The 18391-nt window shown below is 67.2% G+C and carries 18 protein-coding genes and 1 pseudogene; 9 read left to right on the top strand and 10 right to left on the bottom strand.

Features of this window, described 5'->3' with window-relative positions; genetic code table 11:
- On the top strand, positions 1-1317 hold a 1317-nt coding region (locus CG723_RS41770), incomplete at its 5' end, for an aspartate ammonia-lyase (protein ID WP_100598775.1).
- 36 nt (positions 1318-1353) lie between these two features.
- Positions 1354-2286: a glutaminase gene (locus CG723_RS41765; RefSeq protein ID WP_100598774.1), complete on the top strand. Its 933-nt coding sequence runs from the start codon at positions 1354-1356 to the stop codon at positions 2284-2286.
- 207 nt (positions 2287-2493) lie between these two features.
- Here CG723_RS41765 and CG723_RS41760 read toward each other — a convergent pair whose 3' ends face one another.
- Positions 2494-3366, bottom strand: coding sequence for an alpha/beta fold hydrolase (locus tag CG723_RS41760; protein ID WP_100598773.1), 873 nt, complete (start codon positions 3364-3366; stop codon positions 2494-2496).
- A gap of 102 nt (positions 3367-3468) precedes the next feature.
- Here CG723_RS41760 and CG723_RS46660 point away from each other — a divergent pair, with 102 nt between their 5' ends.
- Complete coding sequence (locus CG723_RS46660; RefSeq protein WP_159032677.1) at positions 3469-3891, top strand: hypothetical protein; 423 nt, start codon at positions 3469-3471, stop codon at positions 3889-3891.
- Between the two features lie 462 nt (positions 3892-4353).
- Here the strand turns inward: CG723_RS46660 and CG723_RS41750 are convergent, their stop codons facing one another.
- Both CG723_RS41750 and CG723_RS41745 read right to left on the bottom strand, forming a co-directional pair.
- On the bottom strand, positions 4354-4692 hold the full coding sequence (locus CG723_RS41750; RefSeq protein WP_100598771.1) for a lamin tail domain-containing protein: 339 nt from the start codon (positions 4690-4692) through the stop codon (positions 4354-4356).
- A gap of 46 nt (positions 4693-4738) precedes the next feature.
- On the bottom strand, positions 4739-6058 hold the full coding sequence (locus CG723_RS41745; RefSeq protein ID WP_199842097.1) for an RNA-guided endonuclease InsQ/TnpB family protein: 1320 nt from the start codon (positions 6056-6058) through the stop codon (positions 4739-4741).
- A 26-nt stretch (positions 6059-6084) separates the two neighbouring features.
- On the opposite strand from CG723_RS41745, the gene tnpA reads away from it, so the two are divergent.
- Positions 6085-6516 (top strand): IS200/IS605 family transposase, encoded by a 432-nt coding sequence (gene tnpA, locus CG723_RS41740; RefSeq protein ID WP_100598770.1) that lies wholly within the window; start codon positions 6085-6087, stop codon positions 6514-6516.
- A 92-nt stretch (positions 6517-6608) separates the two neighbouring features.
- Here the strand turns inward: tnpA and CG723_RS48810 are convergent, their stop codons facing one another.
- Positions 6609-6743 carry a hypothetical protein gene (locus CG723_RS48810; protein ID WP_267893772.1) on the bottom strand — a complete coding sequence of 45 codons (135 nt, stop codon included), beginning with the start codon at positions 6741-6743 and terminating at the stop codon, positions 6609-6611.
- Between the two features lie 899 nt (positions 6744-7642).
- On the opposite strand from CG723_RS48810, the gene CG723_RS41735 reads away from it, so the two are divergent.
- Complete coding sequence (locus tag CG723_RS41735; protein WP_199842096.1) at positions 7643-8359, top strand: hypothetical protein; 717 nt, start codon at positions 7643-7645, stop codon at positions 8357-8359.
- Between the two features lie 296 nt (positions 8360-8655).
- On the opposite strand, the pseudogene CG723_RS49450 reads toward CG723_RS41735, so the two are convergent.
- From CG723_RS49450 to CG723_RS41720, 4 genes and pseudogenes are all read right to left on the bottom strand, one after another.
- Positions 8656-8872 (bottom strand): annotated as a pseudogene (locus CG723_RS49450) (integrase core domain-containing protein); the annotation flags it as partial.
- 94 nt (positions 8873-8966) lie between these two features.
- Positions 8967-9758: an ABC transporter permease gene (locus CG723_RS41730; RefSeq protein WP_100598769.1), complete on the bottom strand. Its 792-nt coding sequence runs from the start codon at positions 9756-9758 to the stop codon at positions 8967-8969.
- Complete coding sequence (locus CG723_RS41725) at positions 9755-10711, bottom strand: ATP-binding cassette domain-containing protein (RefSeq protein WP_100598768.1); 957 nt, start codon at positions 10709-10711, stop codon at positions 9755-9757. Before CG723_RS41725 ends, CG723_RS41730 begins: the two co-directional genes overlap by 4 nt.
- A 36-nt stretch (positions 10712-10747) precedes the next feature.
- Positions 10748-11410 carry a DUF4097 family beta strand repeat-containing protein gene (locus CG723_RS41720; protein ID WP_100598767.1) on the bottom strand — a complete coding sequence of 221 codons (663 nt, stop codon included), beginning with the start codon at positions 11408-11410 and terminating at the stop codon, positions 10748-10750.
- Positions 11411-11662: 252 nt separating this feature from the next.
- Between CG723_RS41720 and CG723_RS41715 the strand changes: the two genes are divergently transcribed.
- Entirely contained in the window at positions 11663-12442 is a 780-nt protein-coding gene (locus CG723_RS41715; RefSeq protein ID WP_100598766.1) for a helix-turn-helix domain-containing protein, read from the top strand.
- A gap of 431 nt (positions 12443-12873) precedes the next feature.
- Here the strand turns inward: CG723_RS41715 and CG723_RS41710 are convergent, their stop codons facing one another.
- Complete coding sequence (locus CG723_RS41710) at positions 12874-14013, bottom strand: peptidoglycan recognition protein family protein (RefSeq protein ID WP_100598765.1); 1140 nt, start codon at positions 14011-14013, stop codon at positions 12874-12876.
- Between the two features lie 269 nt (positions 14014-14282).
- Here CG723_RS41710 and CG723_RS41705 point away from each other — a divergent pair, with 269 nt between their 5' ends.
- Positions 14283-15557: a glycoside hydrolase family 10 protein gene (locus CG723_RS41705; RefSeq protein ID WP_100598764.1), complete on the top strand. Its 1275-nt coding sequence runs from the start codon at positions 14283-14285 to the stop codon at positions 15555-15557.
- A 254-nt stretch (positions 15558-15811) separates the two neighbouring features.
- On the opposite strand, the gene CG723_RS41700 is transcribed toward CG723_RS41705, so the two are convergent.
- Positions 15812-16486, bottom strand: coding sequence for a FadR/GntR family transcriptional regulator (locus tag CG723_RS41700; RefSeq protein ID WP_100598763.1), 675 nt, complete (start codon positions 16484-16486; stop codon positions 15812-15814).
- Positions 16487-16633: 147 nt separating this feature from the next.
- Here CG723_RS41700 and CG723_RS41695 point away from each other — a divergent pair, with 147 nt between their 5' ends.
- Both CG723_RS41695 and CG723_RS41690 read left to right on the top strand, forming a co-directional pair.
- Entirely contained in the window at positions 16634-17368 is a 735-nt protein-coding gene (locus CG723_RS41695; protein ID WP_100598762.1) for an aminotransferase class V-fold PLP-dependent enzyme, read from the top strand.
- A gap of 203 nt (positions 17369-17571) precedes the next feature.
- Positions 17572-18273, top strand: a complete 702-nt coding sequence (locus CG723_RS41690; RefSeq protein ID WP_100598761.1) for a class I SAM-dependent methyltransferase — start codon at positions 17572-17574, stop codon at positions 18271-18273.
- The last annotated feature ends 118 nt before the right edge of the window (positions 18274-18391 follow it).

The following is an 18391-nucleotide window of genomic DNA, read 5'->3' as shown; positions in this document are numbered from 1 at the left end:
CGCACTCGGCGGCAACCCGCCCATCACCCGCGTCAACAACCCTGCGGGTCAATACACCTAGCCGCCGTCAAGGAGGCCGCCGCCCGCGCCAATGAGGAACTCGGCCTGCTCGCCCCGGACAAGGCGGCCGCCATCGTCGAGGCCTGCCGCGAGATCCGCGAGGGCAAGCTGCACGACCAGTTCGTCGTCGATGTCATCCAGGGCGGCGCCGGCACCTCGACGAACATGAACGCCAACGAGGTCGTCGGCAACCGGGCGCTGGAGCTGCTGGGCCACGAGAAGGGCCAGTACGAGTTCCTGCACCCCAATGAAGACGTCAACCTGAGCCAGTCGACCAACGACGTTTACCCGACCGCAGTCAAGATAGCGACCGTCTTCGCGGTGCGTGGGTTGCTCAAGGCGATGGCTGTACTGCAGGACGCCTTCGCCGGCAAGGCCGTCAAGTTCCGCCATGTGCTCAAGATGGGCCGTACACAGTTGCAGGACGCGGTACCCATGACGCTCGGTCAAGAGTTCTCTGCGTTTGCCGTCATGATTGACGAGGATCGCAGCCGTCTTGACGAGGCAGTCGAGTTGATCCATGAAATCAACCTGGGCGCCACTGCCATCGGCACCGGCCTCAACGCCCCCGCCGGATACGCCGAGGCGGCGCGCCGCCACCTCGCCGACATCACCGGGCTGCCCTTGGTGACCGCCGTGAACCTCGTCGAGGCGACCCAGGACTGCGGCGCCTTCGTCCAGATGTCGGGTGTGCTCAAGCGGATCGCCGTCAAGCTCTCCAAGAGCTGCAACGACCTGCGCCTGCTCTCCTCCGGACCACGCGCGGGCCTCAACGAGATCAACCTGCCGCCGGTGCAGGCCGGTTCGAGCATCATGCCCGGTAAGGTCAACCCGGTGATCCCCGAGGTCGTCAACCAGGTCGCCTTCGAGGTGATCGGCAACGACGTCACCATCACCATGGCGGCCGAGGCGGGACAGCTCCAGCTCAACGCCTTCGAGCCGATCATCCTGCACTCCCTGTCCGAGAGCATCACGCATCTGCGCACCGCCTGCCTGACCCTGGCCGAGCGCTGCGTCGTAGGGATCACCGCCAACACCGAGGGGCTGCGCGCGGCCGTCGAGAACTCCATCGGCCTGGTGACCGCCCTCAATCCGCACATCGGGTACACGGCTGCCAGCGACATCGCCAAGGAGGCCCTCGCCACCGGACGCGGCGTCGCCGAACTCGTGCTGGAGAAGGGGCTGTTGCCGGCCGAGCGGCTCGCCGAGCTGCTGCGTCCGGAAGTCCTCGCGGGCAGCGGCTCCCCGCACGCCTGAACCACGAACGCGCACCAGGACCGGCCGGGAGACCAAATAGTGATCACGACGTCGCCGCTGGCCTTCCAGCCGGTCCTCGAACGCATCGCCACCGAGATCGAGCAGACGCCGGGCCGCGGGCGGCCTGCCGACTACATCCCGGCGCTCGCCGCCTGCGACCCGCGCCGCTTCGGCATGGCGGTCGCGGAACTCGACGGCACGGTGTACGGCGTTGGGGACTGGCAGCAGCCGTTCTCCACGCAGTCGCTTACCAAGGTCTTCACGCTCGCCCTCGTCCTGGCCCGCGAGGGCGACGAGCTGTGGAAGCACGTGGGCCGCGAACCCTCCGGTAACCCGTTCAACTCCCTGGTGCAGCTGGAGTACGAGAACGGCATCCCCCGCAACCCCTTCATCAACGCGGGCGCCCTCGTCGTCACCGACCGCCTGCAGACCCAGACCGGTGACGCGGCCGGCATCCTGCTGAAGTTCCTGCGCGCAGAGAGCGGCAACCCGGAGCTCGCCTTCGACAGGGACGTCGCCTCCTCCGAGGCCGCGCACGGCGACCGAAATGCGGCACTGGGCCACTTCATGGCGTCGTACGGCAACATCGACAACCCGGTGCCCGCGCTGCTGGGGCAGTATTTCCGCCAGTGCTCCATCGAGGCGTCCTGCGCCGATCTCGCGCTCGCCGCCGGGTTCCTTGCCCGGCACGGCATCCGCGCCGACGGCTCCCGGCTGCTCACCCGCAGCCAGGCCAAGCAGGTCAACGCGGTCATGCTCACCTGCGGCACCTACGACGCGGCCGGCGAGTTCGCGTACCGCGTGGGACTGCCCGGCAAGAGCGGCGTCGGCGGTGGCATTGTGGCGGTCGTGCCCGGCCGCTGCACGCTGGCCGTGTGGGGCCCGGGACTCGACAAGCGAGGCAACTCGGTGGCGGGCGTCGCGGCCCTGGACCGCTTCACGACACTGACGGGGCTGTCGGTGTTCTGAGCCCGACCTCTTTGCGAGCCTGGCGTATCGCGGCGTCCGCGTTCGCCAGAGTCCGCTCGCCCTTCGGCAACTCGCGTCCTCAGACGTGTTGTTACTGGCCATCAGTGCATCCTCCATGATCAGGAGTTACACCGTTCTTCTTGCAGTCGCGTCGTCTCAGTTGGATCGCGAGCCGTGGTTCCGGCAGCCCTCCGGCCCGGCTGCGCATCAGAGTCTGGTGGTGTGGTCCAGGATCGCGGCGGCGAGCGGCGTGTGCACCTCACGTGGGAGTGCGTGCCCCATGCCGGGGATCTCGATGGTGCGTGCGCCCTGAATCGCCTGGGCGAGGTGGTGGGGATGCGGCGGGGGGTAGACCGGTTCTGCAGGAGCAGAGATGACAAGGGTGGGGACTGCGGTCTGGGCGAGTTGCTCGGTGCGATTCAGGTTGGACGCGTCGGCGCGGGCATGCGCGGTGCTGGTGGCGTAGTGCCCGGTGTGCTCAATGATCTTCCGCTCCAAGGCTCGGGCGTATTCGGCGTCGAAGGGAAGCTGATTGCCACTCAGGATCCGTGAGTGCTCGACCCGCCGTTCCAACTCCGCTTCCAGGCCGAGGTCCGCCACGGGACGGGACCACATGTCGAGCAGGCGAGGTGCGATACCGGGGAGTTCCTCGGGCCGGATCCGGGTTCCGTCCGGCTGGACGTAGGGGGCGGTGCTGAGCGCGCTCGTGCCGAGCAGCGTCGTGCTGAGCAACCGGTCGGGATGGTCGGCGATGAGGAGCTGGGCGAGCATGCCGCCCAGCGACATGCCCACTATGTGGGCGCGTTCGACGTCGAGGCCGTCCAGCACCGCGAGGGCGTCTTCTGCAAGTTGGCTCAGGGGATAGGGCCTCTGGTCGAACACCCAAGTGGAGCGACCCGTGTCGCGGTGGTCGTAGCGGATCACGCGATGGCGGGAGGTGAGTGTGTCCACCAGTTCGTCCGGCCAGCCCAGGCCGGGTGCTTGCGCTCCCATGATCAGCAGTAGCGGAGACGCGCCGGTGCCACCCCGGTCCTCTATCCAGAGGCGTACACCGGGTGCTGCGTCGATGAAGCGTTCCATGGTGTTCCTCCAGGGCGAGAATCCGATAAGACGAGACGTATCGTATCGCGTTCCTCCGGGTTGAGAGCAAAGGGGGCTGAATCTGCATGGCAGACTCGAGCTGTGATCGACATCGACGAGTTCATGAGCGGCTGTCGGCCGGCGGTCCGGGGGCTGGTGGAGCAGTTCGGCGGCGCGGAGGCTGCGCTCGAATTCGACACTGACCCACTGAGCGCAGTCGGCATCCTGGACGGCTACGTGCAGAGGCTGCCACTCGACGAGTTCGAGGCGGAGGACTGGATTGCCCTGCACACAGACCTGTCCGCGTTCGTCACGGTGGTGTTGCTGGAGACGTATGGTGGCGCCTGCCGGGCACGCCTGGACGATACTCTGCCGACGGGCTGGGAGCTGGTGGTTGACGTCGTCGGCTCGGGCGCCCGGCACCGTGTGATCGCGCCGATGTCGTTGGTGTACGAGTATCTGGTGCCGGCCCCTCAGAGAATCCCTCGCCTGATGGAAGCCGTGGCCCACCAGGTGACTGGTTGAGCCGTTGGCCGGCTGCACGGGGCCACTCCCGTTCTCGCGTACATCGGCTGTCCGCATGAGCACGCGACTCCCCAACCCGCGTCGAACGACGTCGCGACTCACGCACATAACCATCGAGTGCATCGGCCAACGCGTCGCCATGTCCGTGAGAGTTCCGCAGGAGTGTTGCGCGAGACTTGCGCCAGTTACGCGGCGGCCGCGATGCGTGCAGCTCCAGATCGACGCCCATACGCCATGATGCGCAAGGTTCCTCTGGATGTGACACGCCAAGTCTTGAGGACCTCGGCGCGTGTTGCAGCCGTCCTTGTCGGCGTCGAGAAACTGGTGCGCTGATAGCCGGTGCGGTCCTCATCTGCGAGGGGCAGCGCTTTCAGCCCTGCGCCAGCTCGCGCCAACCGGCGGCGCGCAGGGCGCGCGCCGCCGGTTGGCCGGCTGTAGGGCACCGGCGTCGGTGGCCGGGGATCAGCGGCGGTGGTGGCCCCAGGAGCCGCCGTCGATGATGCGGCGGCGGTCGTTGCGCAGGGTTGTAGTGTCGCCGTTGTTGTCCCAGACGTAGGCGCGGCGGTCCTGGAACAGGTCGGTGCGCGTGTCGCGTCCAATGCCGGTGTGGACGCGGACAGTTGCGTGGGCGCGCAGGGTGAAATGGTGGAAGGTGAAGGTGTGGCCGTCCCGGTCGGACAGGGTCCAGCCGTTGAGGTTGACCGCGCTGCGGGTGGGGTTGGTGATGTTGACCCACTCGTTGTTCAGCGAGCGGTTGGAGCGGTCGTCACGGCCCGGGGAGTCGTACTGCACACCGGAGATTTGAAGTGCTCTCCTCCCTTCGCAGGCTCAGGAAGGAGATTCCTGCTTACCTTGCGGCAGCGGGCTTGACGCCACGGGTGCGCCTGACGACTGCCCTCCCGGCAGCCGGGATCGCCACGAGGCCGATCCGGTACAGGTGCAAGACGTTCCGGGCCGCGTTCCAGTCGGCATTCGCCGACCATCCGCAGTCCGGGTTCTTGCATACGAACGTGGCCTGGTCTTCGCGACTGCCGGGCGTGATGAATCCGCACGCGGAGCAGCGCAGGGAGGTGTTCGGGGCGGGTACCTTGACCAGGATTCCGCCGTTGCGAGCGGTTTTGTACGTCAGCAGTGTCACGGTGCGGCCCCACGCCTCCTGGCTGATGGAACGGTTCAGGCCGGACTTCTGCGCGACGTTCCTCCCCGGGTTCTCGATGGTTCCCTTGGCGGACTTGACCATGTTCGTGATCTGCAACTGCTCCACCACGACCGTGCCGTACTGCTTGACGATGGCGGTGGTGGTCTTGTGCTGCCAGTCGATTGCTCGGCGCGTGGCTCTTGCGCGGAGCTGCTTGATCTGGTCGTAGGTGGCGTGCAGCCGGTTGGAGCTGCGCTCTTTCGGCTTGCGGAAGCTCTTGCGGTGCGCGGCGCGCTGTTCCAGGCGGAGCAGTTTGGCCTTCTCATCCGGGTTCAGCCACTTGTCCCGGTCGGCGGTGCCGTCCGGGAGCCGGGGCGGCCGTCCGTGGTCCTGGTGGTTGCCGTCGGACAGCGCAAGCGGCAGGTTCACCCCGGCGTCGATACCGACCTCGGGACCCTGGTGGGGCTCCGGCTTGAGCTCAAGGGTCTGGATACGGAAGGCGATGTGCCAGCCGAGTCCGTCTTTGACCAGCCGTGCCCCGGTGATCCGGTTCTCCTTGTTGGCGAGCTTGCCGACGGGGAGATCCTTGGTCCAGCGGAACCGGACACGGCCCACCTTGGGGATGTTGACCATGCCCCACCGTCGGTGTACTCGCTTGATCTGCAGATCCCGGCCCTGCGGGATGTCCACCGACAATGCCGTGCGGAAGCGGGCCTTGAAGTTCGGCTCGTCCGCACGCCCGTCCCAGCAGTTCCGCCACGCCTGGAAGTACGTCTTGAGTACCGCCTGCGCGGCCTGCGCGGGCAGCACCGCGTACCAGTCGATCTCCTTGCGGGCCTGCCGCAACGCCTGATCCATGCGCGTCAGAGCGCGCTGACACTTCGGCGTCATCTGCCACAGGTCGTGGAGCTGATTCCACATCGCGCGTGCCGCGTGCGCCTGGTCATCCATGAGCCGGACCTGTGCAGGCGTCAGCGCCAGCCGGGCGCGGTGCCCGAACTGCCGCTTCTCCCACACGAGTTCGCCCATGACAATCACCCTACTACCGTTGGCTTATGTCACCACGATGGAACCCGAATCCTGACGTACGCACCGGCCGTCACGTCGTTTATAACCTTCACGTCCACTTGGTATTCGTCACCAAGTATCGGCGTAAGGCATTCACCGACGCCATGCTGACGCGCACCGAGGAGATCATGCGCGACGTCTGCACCGACTTCGAGGCCGAACTCAAGCAGTTCAACGGCGAGCAGGACCATGTGCATCTACTCGTGCACTATCCGCCCAAGGTCCAGCTCTCCAAACTGGTCAACTCCCTCAAGGGCGTCAGCTCCCGCAGGCTTCGCCAGGAATACGACAACCACGTCCGCCGCTACCTGTGGGGCGGACACTTCTGGTCCGGCTCCTACTTCGCCGGATCCTGCGGCGGCACACCGCTGACCGTCGTCAAGCAGTACATCGAAAACCAGCAGCGCCCCACCGGCTGAGGACAACACTGCAAACCCGTGCGAACGCGCGGGCCAGAGCAGCCCTGAGATGGCCTTCACCCCCGCCGTAAACGGCGGAGCACTGGCCAAGATCAAAGGTAGACCGTGCCGTGCGGGCGGGCCACAGGGTGGCCGGCGGCCGCGACCGGGAGCGCAAGCGCGCCCACGGTGGCGGCCGCGACAGCCGCGACAGCAGTCAGACGGCGCACAGAAGCAGAGACGGACACGAGGGTCCTCCTTCACATGGTGCTCACACCCAGGCCAGGTCGCGGCAGCGAAAACCTCAGGCCAGCGGGGTGTGTTGTGCTGGTGGGCGGCCGGCTGGCCGCCCACCACCCTGCAGCCCACACCCAGGAATTTGGAGGAAACGCGAAGGTCATCATGGTATTCACAGTTTCCTGTGACATTCGCCTGTAATGACCATTTAATGGCTGAATGCATCGAGTTGACGCCCTGTCAGGCCCACATCCCTAGAAATCACAGGCCTGCTGTGACCCTGCGCCACGCCGCGCCACCCCGCCAGCACAGACCCGTTCACCCGAAAGTGAGTAACAAAGATTCCGCGCTCCGGCTGGGCGAGACCTCCCGGGCGAGGTGGTGTCAGGGTGATCTCCGCCGACGGACGGAGCAGCTCAAGATCGCTGGAATCCAGCACCACTGACATCCGGCACGACTACGTGGAACTGCTGTCGGTGCGCCGACAAGCGATCACTGACCCGCTACAACACTCGCCGCCGGCACTCCGCCAACGGCCACCTCAGCCCCAACGAATACGAACACAGACACCACACCCCTAGACTCACGCTCGCCGCGAAATCAATAACCGCGCGCCCACCTTCACGAGGGAAGGCCCGAAGGCCGTCTGCTGGCGCCTGCCAACAATCACCAACCTGCCGGGTTCACCCGCATCGGCCCCAGCCCAAAGGGCCGCCCTGCACAAAGGTTCAACCCTCAATGCAGGGTGGAACCATCACTCGATGGGAACATGAGCCATCACCCATGCGTACTATCGCTACGCCGCCACACCACCATTCGCCACGGCAGTACACGAACAGGCGGGCGCACCTACCTCGGCAGCACTCACATTGGTCCGCCATTACTGCCGAACTGAAAAGAGGCCAACACCATGACTGACAACCCCGTCACCATCACCAGCGTGACATCTCAGTACGCCACTCAGGTCGCACAGGACCTCAAGCTCAATACCAAAGAGCAAGAACGTATCGGCGCCGAGCTCTCCGCCCTGCAGGCGCAGTTGCGCATCCTGCAGGACGACCAGAGCGTGCTCCACAGCATCCAGAAGACGCTCGGCAGCCGACCGGCAGCCGCGCCGAGCACCCCGGAGCCTTCGACGTCCCTCCCGCAGCAGGCGTCCGGCAAGAACACCACCACCCGGCGCGCCCCGTCCAAGACCGCAGCCAAGGCCCCCAGCACGAAGAAGACCACTGCGCAGGCCAAGAAGGAGAAGGCCCAGGGCGCGGAGCCGAAGGCGGCTACCGCATCGGCATCGGCATCGGCATCGGCATCGGCATCGGCGCAGCCCACGCTGATCGCCCTCATCCGCACCCACCTCGACCAGCAGAAAGCACCCCGTTCCGCGGCGGAGGTCACCTCGGCGCTGGCCCAGGCCCACCCCCAGCGCACCATCAAGTCGACCGTCGTGCGCACCACGCTCGAGAACCTTGTCGCCAAGAGCCAGGCTCACCGGTCGAAGCAGGGCGCCTCGGTCCTCTACACGTCAGTTGCCATGCAGACCGCGACTGAGAAGACCCCGGCTCCCGCACTGCCCCAAACCGAGCAGGACAACAGCAAGCACGAGAAGGCCGGCGCGGTCAGTTCGTAACCGACAAGGACATCCGAAGAAAGCTCTCGGCGAGCAGCCAAACAAAATATCCGGCCATGCGGCCGCTGTCGCGGCCTGTGCCGGTGCGCCAGCCCGGTGTGAGGGCGTTCAGCCAGGCAGCCACCGCATCGCGTAGGTAGGGGTAGCGGTCGGCGCCGCGGTGCCAGGGGGCGCTGGTCCGCGTAACCTGCCGCACGCCATACCAGCGACCGTGGCACGGACAACTCCCGATCTGTTGCAGGCCTGCGATCGCCCCCTCGTTGGCCGGATGTCGGTGTGCGACTGAAGATCATCGATTACGCCTGAGTCGCGGTCTTCTGCTTGAGCCGTTCGTATGGGGTCTGGCCACCGAGACCGCCATGGGCGGCGACGGTAGTTGTAGTAGTCCTCCCACTCGCGGAGTTTGTCGTTGAAGACCTCGGCGTCGTCGATGATGACGCCGTCCAGCAGCCGGTAGAACTCCTCGGCCTCGATCCGGTGGGACTGTTCGGCCTTCCCGTTCAGCCGCGGGGTGAACGCCGAAGGGCGGCGCACGCCGACTTGGTGTCGGTGTACGCCGCCCAGGGGTGGGACGGGTTGCGGGAGATGGCCCGCGTACTCATCCAGGTCACTCCGGGTCGCTGTTGAACTTCGCCTTCGACCAGTAGTAGCCGAGGACGGTCAGACCCATGCACCAGGCAACGGCGATCCACCCGTTGCTGCCGATCTCGCTGCCGAGGAGGAGGCCTCGCAGGGTTTCGATGGCGGGGGTGAAGGGCTGGTACTCGGCGATGGGCTGGAACCAGCCGGGCATGGTGTCGGTGGGGATGAAGGCGCTGGACAGGAGGGGGAGGAGGATGAGGGGCATGGCGTTGTTGCTGGCGGCTTCGGCGTTGGGGCTGATCAGGCCCATGCCGACGGCGATCCAGGTGAGCGCCGTGGCGAACAGGACGAGCAGGCCGAACGCCGCGACCCATTCCAGGACGGTGGCGTCCGTGGAGCGGAAGCCGATGGCGACGCCGACGGCGCCGACGAGGACCACGCTGGCGATCGACTGCAGCACGCTGCCGATCACGTGCCCGATGAGCACGGAACCGCGGTGGATGGCCATGGTGCGGAAGCGGGCGATGATGCCCTCAGTCATGTCGTTGGAGACGGAGACCGCCGTGCCGATCGTGGTGGACCCGATGGTCATCAGGAGCAGGCCCGGGACGATGTAGGCGATGTACTCGGAGCGGTCCGCTCCCCCGCCGCCGATACCCGCGCTCATCACGTCTCCGAAGATATAGACGAAGAGCAGGAGCAGCATGATCGGCGTGAGCAGCAGGTTCAGGGTGAGCGACGGGTAGCGCCGGGCGTGCAGGAGGTTGCGGCGCAACATCGTGGAGGAGTCGCGCACGGCGAGGGACAGGGAGCTCATCGGACGTTCTCCTTGGGCTGAGTGGGGACCTTGTTGTCGCTGGTGAGGGCGAAGAACACGTCGTCGAGGTCGGGGGTGTGCACGGTCAGTTCGTCCGCCTCGATGCCGGCCGAGTCCAGCCAGTCGAGGATCGAGCGCAGTTCGCGCTGGCTGCCGTCGCTCGGCATCTGCAGCGCCAGCGCTTCGTCGTCGCGGGCGGCGTCGTGCAGGACGGTGGCGGCCTGCTGGTAGGCGGCCGGGTCGGTGAACCGGAGCCGGATGTGGCCACCGGGGATGAGCCGCTTCAGCTCCTCGGCGGTGCCCTCCGCGGCGATCTTCCCATCGTTCAGTACGGCGATACGGTCCGCCAACTCGTCGGCCTCTTCCAGATATTGGGTGGTGAGAAAGACGGTGACGCCGTCGGATACGAGTTCACGGATGATGCCCCACATGGTGTGGCGGGAGCGCGGGTCGAGGCCGGTGGTGGGTTCGTCGAGGAAGATGATCCGCGGGTTGCCGACCAGCGTCATGGCGATGTCCAGGCGGCGCTTCATGCCGCCGGAGTAGGTGGAGGCGGGCTTCGATGCGGCGTCGGTCAGGTCGAACCGCTCGAGCAGCTCGGCGGCGACCCGCCGCCCCTCACGCTTGGACAGGTGGTGCAGGTCCGCCATGAGGAGCATGTTCTCCTCGCCGGTGATCAGCCCGTCGACGGCGGAGAACTGCCCGGTGACACCGATCGCGGCACGTGCCGCGTGAGCGTCAGCGGCGAGGTCGTGTCCGCCGACGCGCAGTTCGCCGGCGTCGGCACCGATGAGCGTGGAGAGAATCTTGACGGCGGTGGTCTTGCCGGCGCCGTTCGGGCCGAGCAGCGAGAAGACGGTCCCTTCGGGGACGACGAGGTCGATGCCGTCGAGAACGATCTTGTCGCCGTACGACTTTCGCAGCCCGTTCGCCGCGATGGCCAAGCTGGTCATGAGAAGTGCTCCTTCTTGAGGGCTGCGTGACGGGGGTCAGTTGCTGCGGGCGGTGATGTCGCCCTGCCTGGTGGTGGCGCGGATGTCGAGGGTCGTGCTGCCGTCGTTCTTCAGGCTGTTCGTGACGCGGCCGTGAGAGGTGCCCGCGTCCAGGGCCGCGGAGACGCCGGCCGCGGCGGTGACGGTGATGTCGCCGGACTGGGTGGTCAGCGTGAGCTTGCCGCCGGTGGCCTCGGCGACGGTGATGTCACCACGGGCCGTGCTGATGTCACCGGGCCCGGTGAGCCGTTTGACCTCGACGTCGCCGTCGGTCGCAGTCAGACGCAGGCCCGCGGCCTCGTCGACCTTGACGTGCCGGTAGGCGCCGTCGAAGACGAGGTCCCCGAGGCGGCCCACGGCGCGCAGTTCGGCGGCCTTTGCCTTCACCTCGACCCCAGAGCCGGCGGGCAGTTGGACGGTCACCTCGACCGAGCCCGACGGGCCGAAGTGCTGGTCGCCCTCGGGGTTCACGACCCGGAGCACACCATTGTCGTAGGCGATGGTGGTCCGCTCGGCGGCCTTCACATCCCGGCTCTTCGAAGCGTTGGCGGGCCGGACCTCGACGGTGACGTCGCTCCGGTCGGCGGCGATCAGCTGGACCCGGCCGGCGGGGATGTCCAGGACGGCGGTGACGGGGGCGGTGGTGGCGAACTTCTGCATCACTGTGCTCCTTGATCGGGTGCCGTCTCCGGCCCTCGGTTTCTCTTTCTGACGAGGGAAACGCTACGTAGCGTTCAAGGATCACGCAATGAGCTCGTTGCGCCAAAACGCAGTAAGCGCAGGCCAGAACGTCTATTTCGTTGCAACAATTCTGCACTCTAACGCAACGACAGCCAGTCGAACGTTGCATTGAAATGAGAGTGAACGCTAAGGTTGGCGACACCACGGATCACAGACACGGAGGAGATCGCGATGCCGGGAGGCAGGCTCAGCCAGCACGAACGCCAGGAGATCGCTCTGGGCCTTGCCGACGGCCTCGCCTACGCGGAGATCGCCAGACGGCTCGACCGCCCCACCTCGACCGTCACGCGTGAGGTCATGCGCAACGGGGGCCCGACCTCCTACCGCGCCGACCAGGCCCACCGCGCCACCGAACGCCGCGCCCACCGGCGTAAGCAGCCCACCTCCCGGGGACAGGAGGCACCCGCGCTCCTCCACGGGCGCGACCCCGAAGCGGTGCGCGAGTACGAGGAGTTGTTCACGACCGTCATGATCCAGTCGGGTCTGCCCAAGATGATGTCGCGCGTGATGGCGAGCCTCCTCACCACCGACTCCGGCAGCCTGACCGCCGCCGAGCTCGTCCAGCGCCTCCAGGTCAGCCCGGCGACCGTCTCCAAGTCGATCGCCTTCCTGGAGAGCCAGACCCTCGTGCGCAGAGAGCGCGACGAACGCCGCCGCGAGCGCTACGTCATCGACGACGACCTCTGGTACCAGTCGATGCTCGCCAGCTCCAAGGCTCTCATCCAGCAGGTCGAGGTCTCACGCCAGGGCGTCGCCGTCCTTGGCCCCGGCACCCCGGCCGCCACCCGCCTGGAGAACATCGCCCGCTTCCTCGACTACGTCGCCGAGAGCCTGCTCCGCGCCGCGGAGCAGGCCCGCGAGGTCCTCTACACGAGGCCGCAGCCCGACTCGGAGGCCGACGCGGAGGCCGACGCGGAGGCTGACGCGGACGCGGTTTCGGACCCCGAATAGAGCGCGGTCCGAGGGAAGTTGGCATGCGGCTACACCTCCGCGTCGGCCTTCACGCCGGCCAGCGTCGTCTCGATACCGGTGCGCAGGCGCGCGAAGCGGCCGGCGAGGATCTCTTCCTCGCGGTCGGGGTACTGCGCGATGAGGCATCCGGTCTGGGGCTACCTCACCCCGCTCGAGACCCGACAACGACACGAGCAAGGACACGCCCTCGCAGCGTAAGCATCGAGTGTCCAAGGTCACGGGGAAGCTTCAGACCACGGGTTTCCCCTGGTCATCGGACCGGACTGAGCGGAATTCCCCCAGGGTTTTCAGGTGCCCGCGCTCTCAGCTTCGAGGTCGACGCTGTGATGGCCGTGGACGCGAACGTTGGAGCGGGCGGCCTTGCGGCCGCTCACCGAGGGTGCGGTTGTCGGCCGTCAGCTGGTGATGGCTCAGTGGGTGAGAGCCTCACGGACGGTGCCGCCGGCCAGCGCACACCACGTGCTGAGGTCGACCCTGCCGTCGGGGTGGAGGCTGTGCAGGCGCTGCATGTCCTGGACCGCCTTCATGGTGTTGTGGTCATAGGTGCCGGTGATGCTGACGGTGTCTGCGTAGCCCTTGATGGTGAGCAGATACTGCACGGCCTGGACAGGCAGCCCGGAGGCGTCCTTGTCCAGGGAGGGCGCGAGTGCTTCCCAGGTGGCCGTGTCGAATGTGGCGTCGGGGGTGACGGCGAGACCGTGGCTAGTCTGGAAGTCGGCGACGACGGTGTTCATCTCGGTGCTGAACACGCCGTCGATGGAAAGGTCGCTGTAGCCGGCGTACACCAGCAGGTACTGGGCGACCTGTACCACCTGGCTGTCGACGAACCGCCAGATGTCCGGCCAGCGCCGTGCCGGTGCCGCGGCTGGCGACACGCCCATGGAATGCAGTACCCCCTTGCGGATCTGGGGGAAGAGTCGGTAGAAGGCAATGCCGGGGCAGTCGGTGCCCAGGCGGAAGTCCCAGTGACCGAAGATGTCCCACGCGTTCAGGTGGAACTGCCGGCACACCGTGGTGCACAACTTCACCAGCGAGTGCAGCAGTGCCGGGGGCGGGGTCTCGGTTATGTATGTGCCCTCGTTCTCGATCCCGATGGCGTTGCCGTTCTCCCCGGGGCAGTGGGCGGCCGTCACCTGGTGCTCGCCGGCGGCGAGGGTCTCCAGGCTGCGGTGGCGGCCCTCCAGGACGTAGCCACCGCGGCTGACCGTGAAGTGCTGGCCGGTGTCCGCCCAGCCGTTCGTGTCCATGTGCAGGTCCTGGCAGTCACGCGCCAACTGCATGGCGTGCTCACGGGAGTAGTCCGTGACGTTAGGGAAATCCATGTGATGCAGGATGATCTTGTTGGTGGTGTTGCCGGTGATCTGGATCGGGCTGGCCGGCGGCCGCGCACCCCAGGTGTCGCAGTCGATGATCCAAGGGAACTGCGGCAAGGGGGTCGCACCGGCAGCGGCGGGGAACGACACCTCCGTCCCGACGACAGCGGCGACTGCCGTGCCGAGGCCGACCCGGAACAGGGTGCGGCGATCGACTTCGTGCTCTTGCATCACCATGGGGACTCCGAAGTAAGTGGAAAGACCAGGGTCGAGGGGGCGACCCGTCGGAGAATATGTGGCGAACGGCAGGCCCACCAGGCATAGTTCACGAGTTTCTCCGCCAACAGCCTTGTCGCCCCTGAGCTGATCCGGCGACTGCGCAGCCAAGCCCTCGCTGGGCAGAGAACCGCAGGAATCCGACAGTGGACTAGACCTTTTTATAGTTGCCGCCAAAGAGAGAACGGGCCCATTATCGGCGGACCGTGATGGAGGATCAGGAGGCACACATGGAGAGACTCTCGCGTAGAACCTTCGCCGCCGCGGCCGCGGGCACGCTCGCTGCCGTGACCCTGCCGGCCAACGCACAGGCGGCGGACACACCGGCTGCGGGTGCCGGGACGGAGCACGCGCCGGTAGCCGGCGGCCACGGCGCCGGGCACAGGCAACTGCGCGGCATGTGGATTGCCACCGTGGCCAACACCGACTGGCCTTCGGCGCCGGGCCTTTCGCCCGAGGAGCAGCGGCAGGAGCTGTGCGACCTGCTGGACGTGGCGGTCGAACGGCGCCTGAACGCCGTGATGTTCCAGGTACGGCCGACCGCCGATGCCCTGTGGCCCTCGCCCTACGAGCCGTGGTCGCAGTACCTCACCGGCGTCCAGGGGCGCGACCCGGGCTGGGACCCGCTGGGGACGGCCGTGCACGAGGCGCACCGTCGCGGCCTGGAGCTGCATGCCTGGTTCAACCCCTACCGCGTCTCGCTCGCGACCGATGTCTCCGCGTTGACGCCCACACACCCGGCCCGCCTCCACCCGGAGTGGATCGTGCCGTTCGGCGGCAAGCTCTACTACAACCCGGGCCTGCCCGAAGTGCGCCGCTTCGTCGAGGACGCCATGCTCGACGCGGTCCGCCGCTACCCGATCGACGCGGTCCACTGGGACGACTACTTCTACCCGTATCCCGTCGCCGGGCAGACGTTCCAGGACGACGACGCATACGCCCGCTACGGCACAGGCTTTCCCGACCGCGACGCCTGGCGCCGCAACAACACCGACCTGCTGGTGCGGGAGATGGCCGAGCGCATCAAGCGGATCCGGCCACGGACGCGGTTCGGCATCAGCCCGTTCGGCGTGTGGCGCAACGCGGGCACCGACCCGCTGGGCTCGGCAACCACGGCCGGCGTGCAGACCTACGACGATCTGCACGCCGACACCCGCAAGTGGGTTCAGGAGGAGTGGATCGACTACATCGTTCCGCAGGTGTACTGGAACATAGGGTTCGCCGCCGCCGACTACGGCGTGCTGGTGCCCTGGTGGTCCAACGTCGTCTCCGGCACCCGTGTCCGGCTCTACATAGGCGAGGCGTTGTACAAGGTCGGTGTCGCCGGACAGCCCGCCGCGTGGCAGGACCAGGCCGAGCTCTCCCGTCACCTCGACTTCGACACCCACTACCCACAGGTGCGCGGCAACGTCTACTTCTCGGCCACGCAGGTCGCCGCCGATCCGCTCGGCGCGATGAGCCGGGTGGTCGCCGACCACTACCCGACTCGGGTGCGCACACCATGAGTTGAGCACCTGACCGACTGCACGATGTGCACCGACGTCACCCGGAACTTCCGGCCGATCAGCGTGGCCATCCTCGCCGCGGTCCCCCACCCAGCCGTGCGCCGCCGGCCCCTGCTCCAGCGGGGCGGACCAGATCTCCTCGTGATCGCGGCGCGCCCGACCGGTACGCGCAATCGCGGCAGCGCCGACGCCCGGGACGGCGGGCTCCTGACCTCACCGCGGCTGCTGGGGGTGCCGGCCGTTCCGGAGAGGGGTCAGTGCGGACTGGGGCGGAAGCGGCGCAGCCATTCCTGGATGTGGGTGATGTGCGCCCCCGCGGTGAGCGCCGCGGCCATGGGGTCGCGTGCCGTGATCGCCGCCGCGATCGCCCGGTGGCCGGCGTCGCTGTCCCGCCGGACTTCCTCGATCGAGTAGATGTCGTAATGACTGCCGCGTGAGCGGAACACCTCGACCAGTGCGGCCAGCGACTCGTTCCCGCCCGCGTCGCAGATCCGCTGGTGGAAACGGGCGTCCAGGTGGCTCAGTGCGGTGTGGTCGGTCTCGCGCTCCATGGACGTGAGCAACTCGGACAGCTCGGTGTCGAGTTCGGCAGTGGCACGGGCTGCGGCCTGCCCGGCGGCGTGCGACTCCAGGACGCGGCGGTTCTCGACGAGTTCGAGGAGGCCGTCCAGCGGGATCAGGTCCACGGTGGCGGAGAAGCCTCGCATCATCTCGGCCGGGCGCAATTGGGAGACATAGGTGCCGGATCCATGTCGGGCCTGGAGCACGCCGAGCGCCTCGAGCTCGCGGACAGCCTCGCGCAGCGAGCCGCGGGAGGCTCCGAGCTGATCGCAGAGCGCGGGTTCCGCGGGCAGCTTCTGACCGGGCGTGAGCTCGCCGGAGGCGATCAGCGCCCGGAGTTGGGCCACTACGTCCTGTTTGGCAGTCATCCACTCCCCCTTTTCCCTTCGTCATGAGCCTTTCGCTCTCAAAGTGATCGCATGACTCTGTGCTCTACCCGTTCCATCGCGCCTATCCGTGCTGGTAGTTCCCCACCGCCCCATGCACTCATCGGACAGCTTTGAGGGAGTCTTGCTATGCCTCAGGCCGACCTCCGTCCCCTTGCACCGAATCCGGTGCTCCGGCCGGACGGCCTCCCCGCACTGGCCGGCTGGTCACTCGACCCAGCGGTGCGACACCTGAACCACGGATCCTTCGGCGCGGTGCCGTCGGCGACCAGGGCGTGGCAGCAGACACTGTGCGATGAGGCCGAGCGCGATCCGGTCGCGTGGTTCCGCCACCTTCCGGCACGCGTGGCGCAGGCCCGGTACGCCATCGCCGACTGGCTGCACGCACCCCGGGAGGCGACGGCGCTGGTCCCCAACGCGAGTGCGGGCGTCACGGCCGTGCTGTCCTCGCTGCCGCTGCGCGCCTGTGAGCGGATCGTCGTCACCGACCACGCCTACGGCGCCGTCGACATGGCGGTGCGGCGACATGCGGCACGAGCCGGCGCCCAGGTCGACACCGTGCACATCCCGCTGGCCGCGGACGCCGAGCAGAGCGCGGCGCTGATCCGCGCGGCGGTGGACGCACACGACCGAACGGCCCTGGTCGTGGTGGACCACATCAATTCCGCCACCGCCCGGCTGATGCCGGTTCAACAGATCGCCGAGGACTGCCGCGAGCGCGCCGACGGGGACAGGGTCATGGGCCCTGCGGATGATGCGGAGCTGCCGCTTAGTGAAAGTGACCACCGAGCCTTTGTGCGGGCGAGTTCTTTGAGCGCCTTCCGCACCGCGGGAGTGCCGGCCGTGGTCTGCCAGTACGAGTGACCGACGAGGAGCCGGGACATGTCCAACAGGCGCCGACGATGTGCGACCGCAGCTGTCGACGGGGCCCGGAGTCAGTTGGTGATCACTCGGCTCGTGATTGCCGTGCAGAAGTGACGGCGCTGCTGGAAAGCCAACGCCGACAGATCCATCTCCCCGCCTATGGTGCGGGTGAGGTGCTGTCTTCATGCAGAGGAGTGGCCGGTATGACGAACACGGATGAACGTACGACGTTGGTCCGTGAGGTGCGCCACCGACTCGCACAGGAGGGGCCGCCGTGGACGCGAGACCACGAAGGAGACTTCGAGACCGTCACATTGCCGGAACGCCACTGCGACCAGCTGCGCGATCTGATGGTCTCCGAGGGAGTCGAGAAGGTTGTCGAGGTCGGTCTCGCGTACGCAAGTTCTGCGCTCGCCATCGGTGAGGCACTGGCAACCATCAACCGTCCGCTTCCCCGGCACGTCATCATCGACCCGTTTCAAGAGCGCGAATACTCCAACGCCGGCTGGGATCTGCTGTGCTCTGCGGGGCTGGACTCGATCGCCACGCTCATGCTCGTTCCTTCGTCGATCGCGCTCCCGCAGCTCCTCACCGAAGGCTTCATCGCCGACGCGGCATTCGTGGACGGCAGTCACCGGTTTCACGAAGTCTTCGTCGATCTCTACTTCTTGCGCAAGATTGTCCGGCCCGGGGGCCTGATCGTTATCGACGACGACTGGTGGCCGTCCGTGCACACAGCCGTGCACTACTACGAGCGGAACCTGGGATGGACGGTGATCCCCGACGCCTTCCCCGGCGAGGCGATCGGCGTCGGACCTCAGGGCAAACAAGCAGCTCGGTGCAAGGCCTTTCGCTTGCCTGACCCATCATTCGAGCCTTCCTTCGAGGACTTCCACGCGTTTTGACCCGGACGCACGACTGCAGCACGTCCTTCATCGTGTCCGTGTGCCGCTGCTTGCGCGCCGCGTCCAGATCCGCCCGGTGCTGTCGAAGGCCAGCGGCCGCGGGGCCCGGCCGGCGCGG

This window comes from Streptomyces sp. CB01635, from assembly GCF_002803065.1.
Classification (GTDB): domain Bacteria; phylum Actinomycetota; class Actinomycetes; order Streptomycetales; family Streptomycetaceae; genus Streptomyces.
Note: the sequence above shows the minus strand (reverse complement) of the source record. Positions and strands in the feature narration are given on the sequence as shown.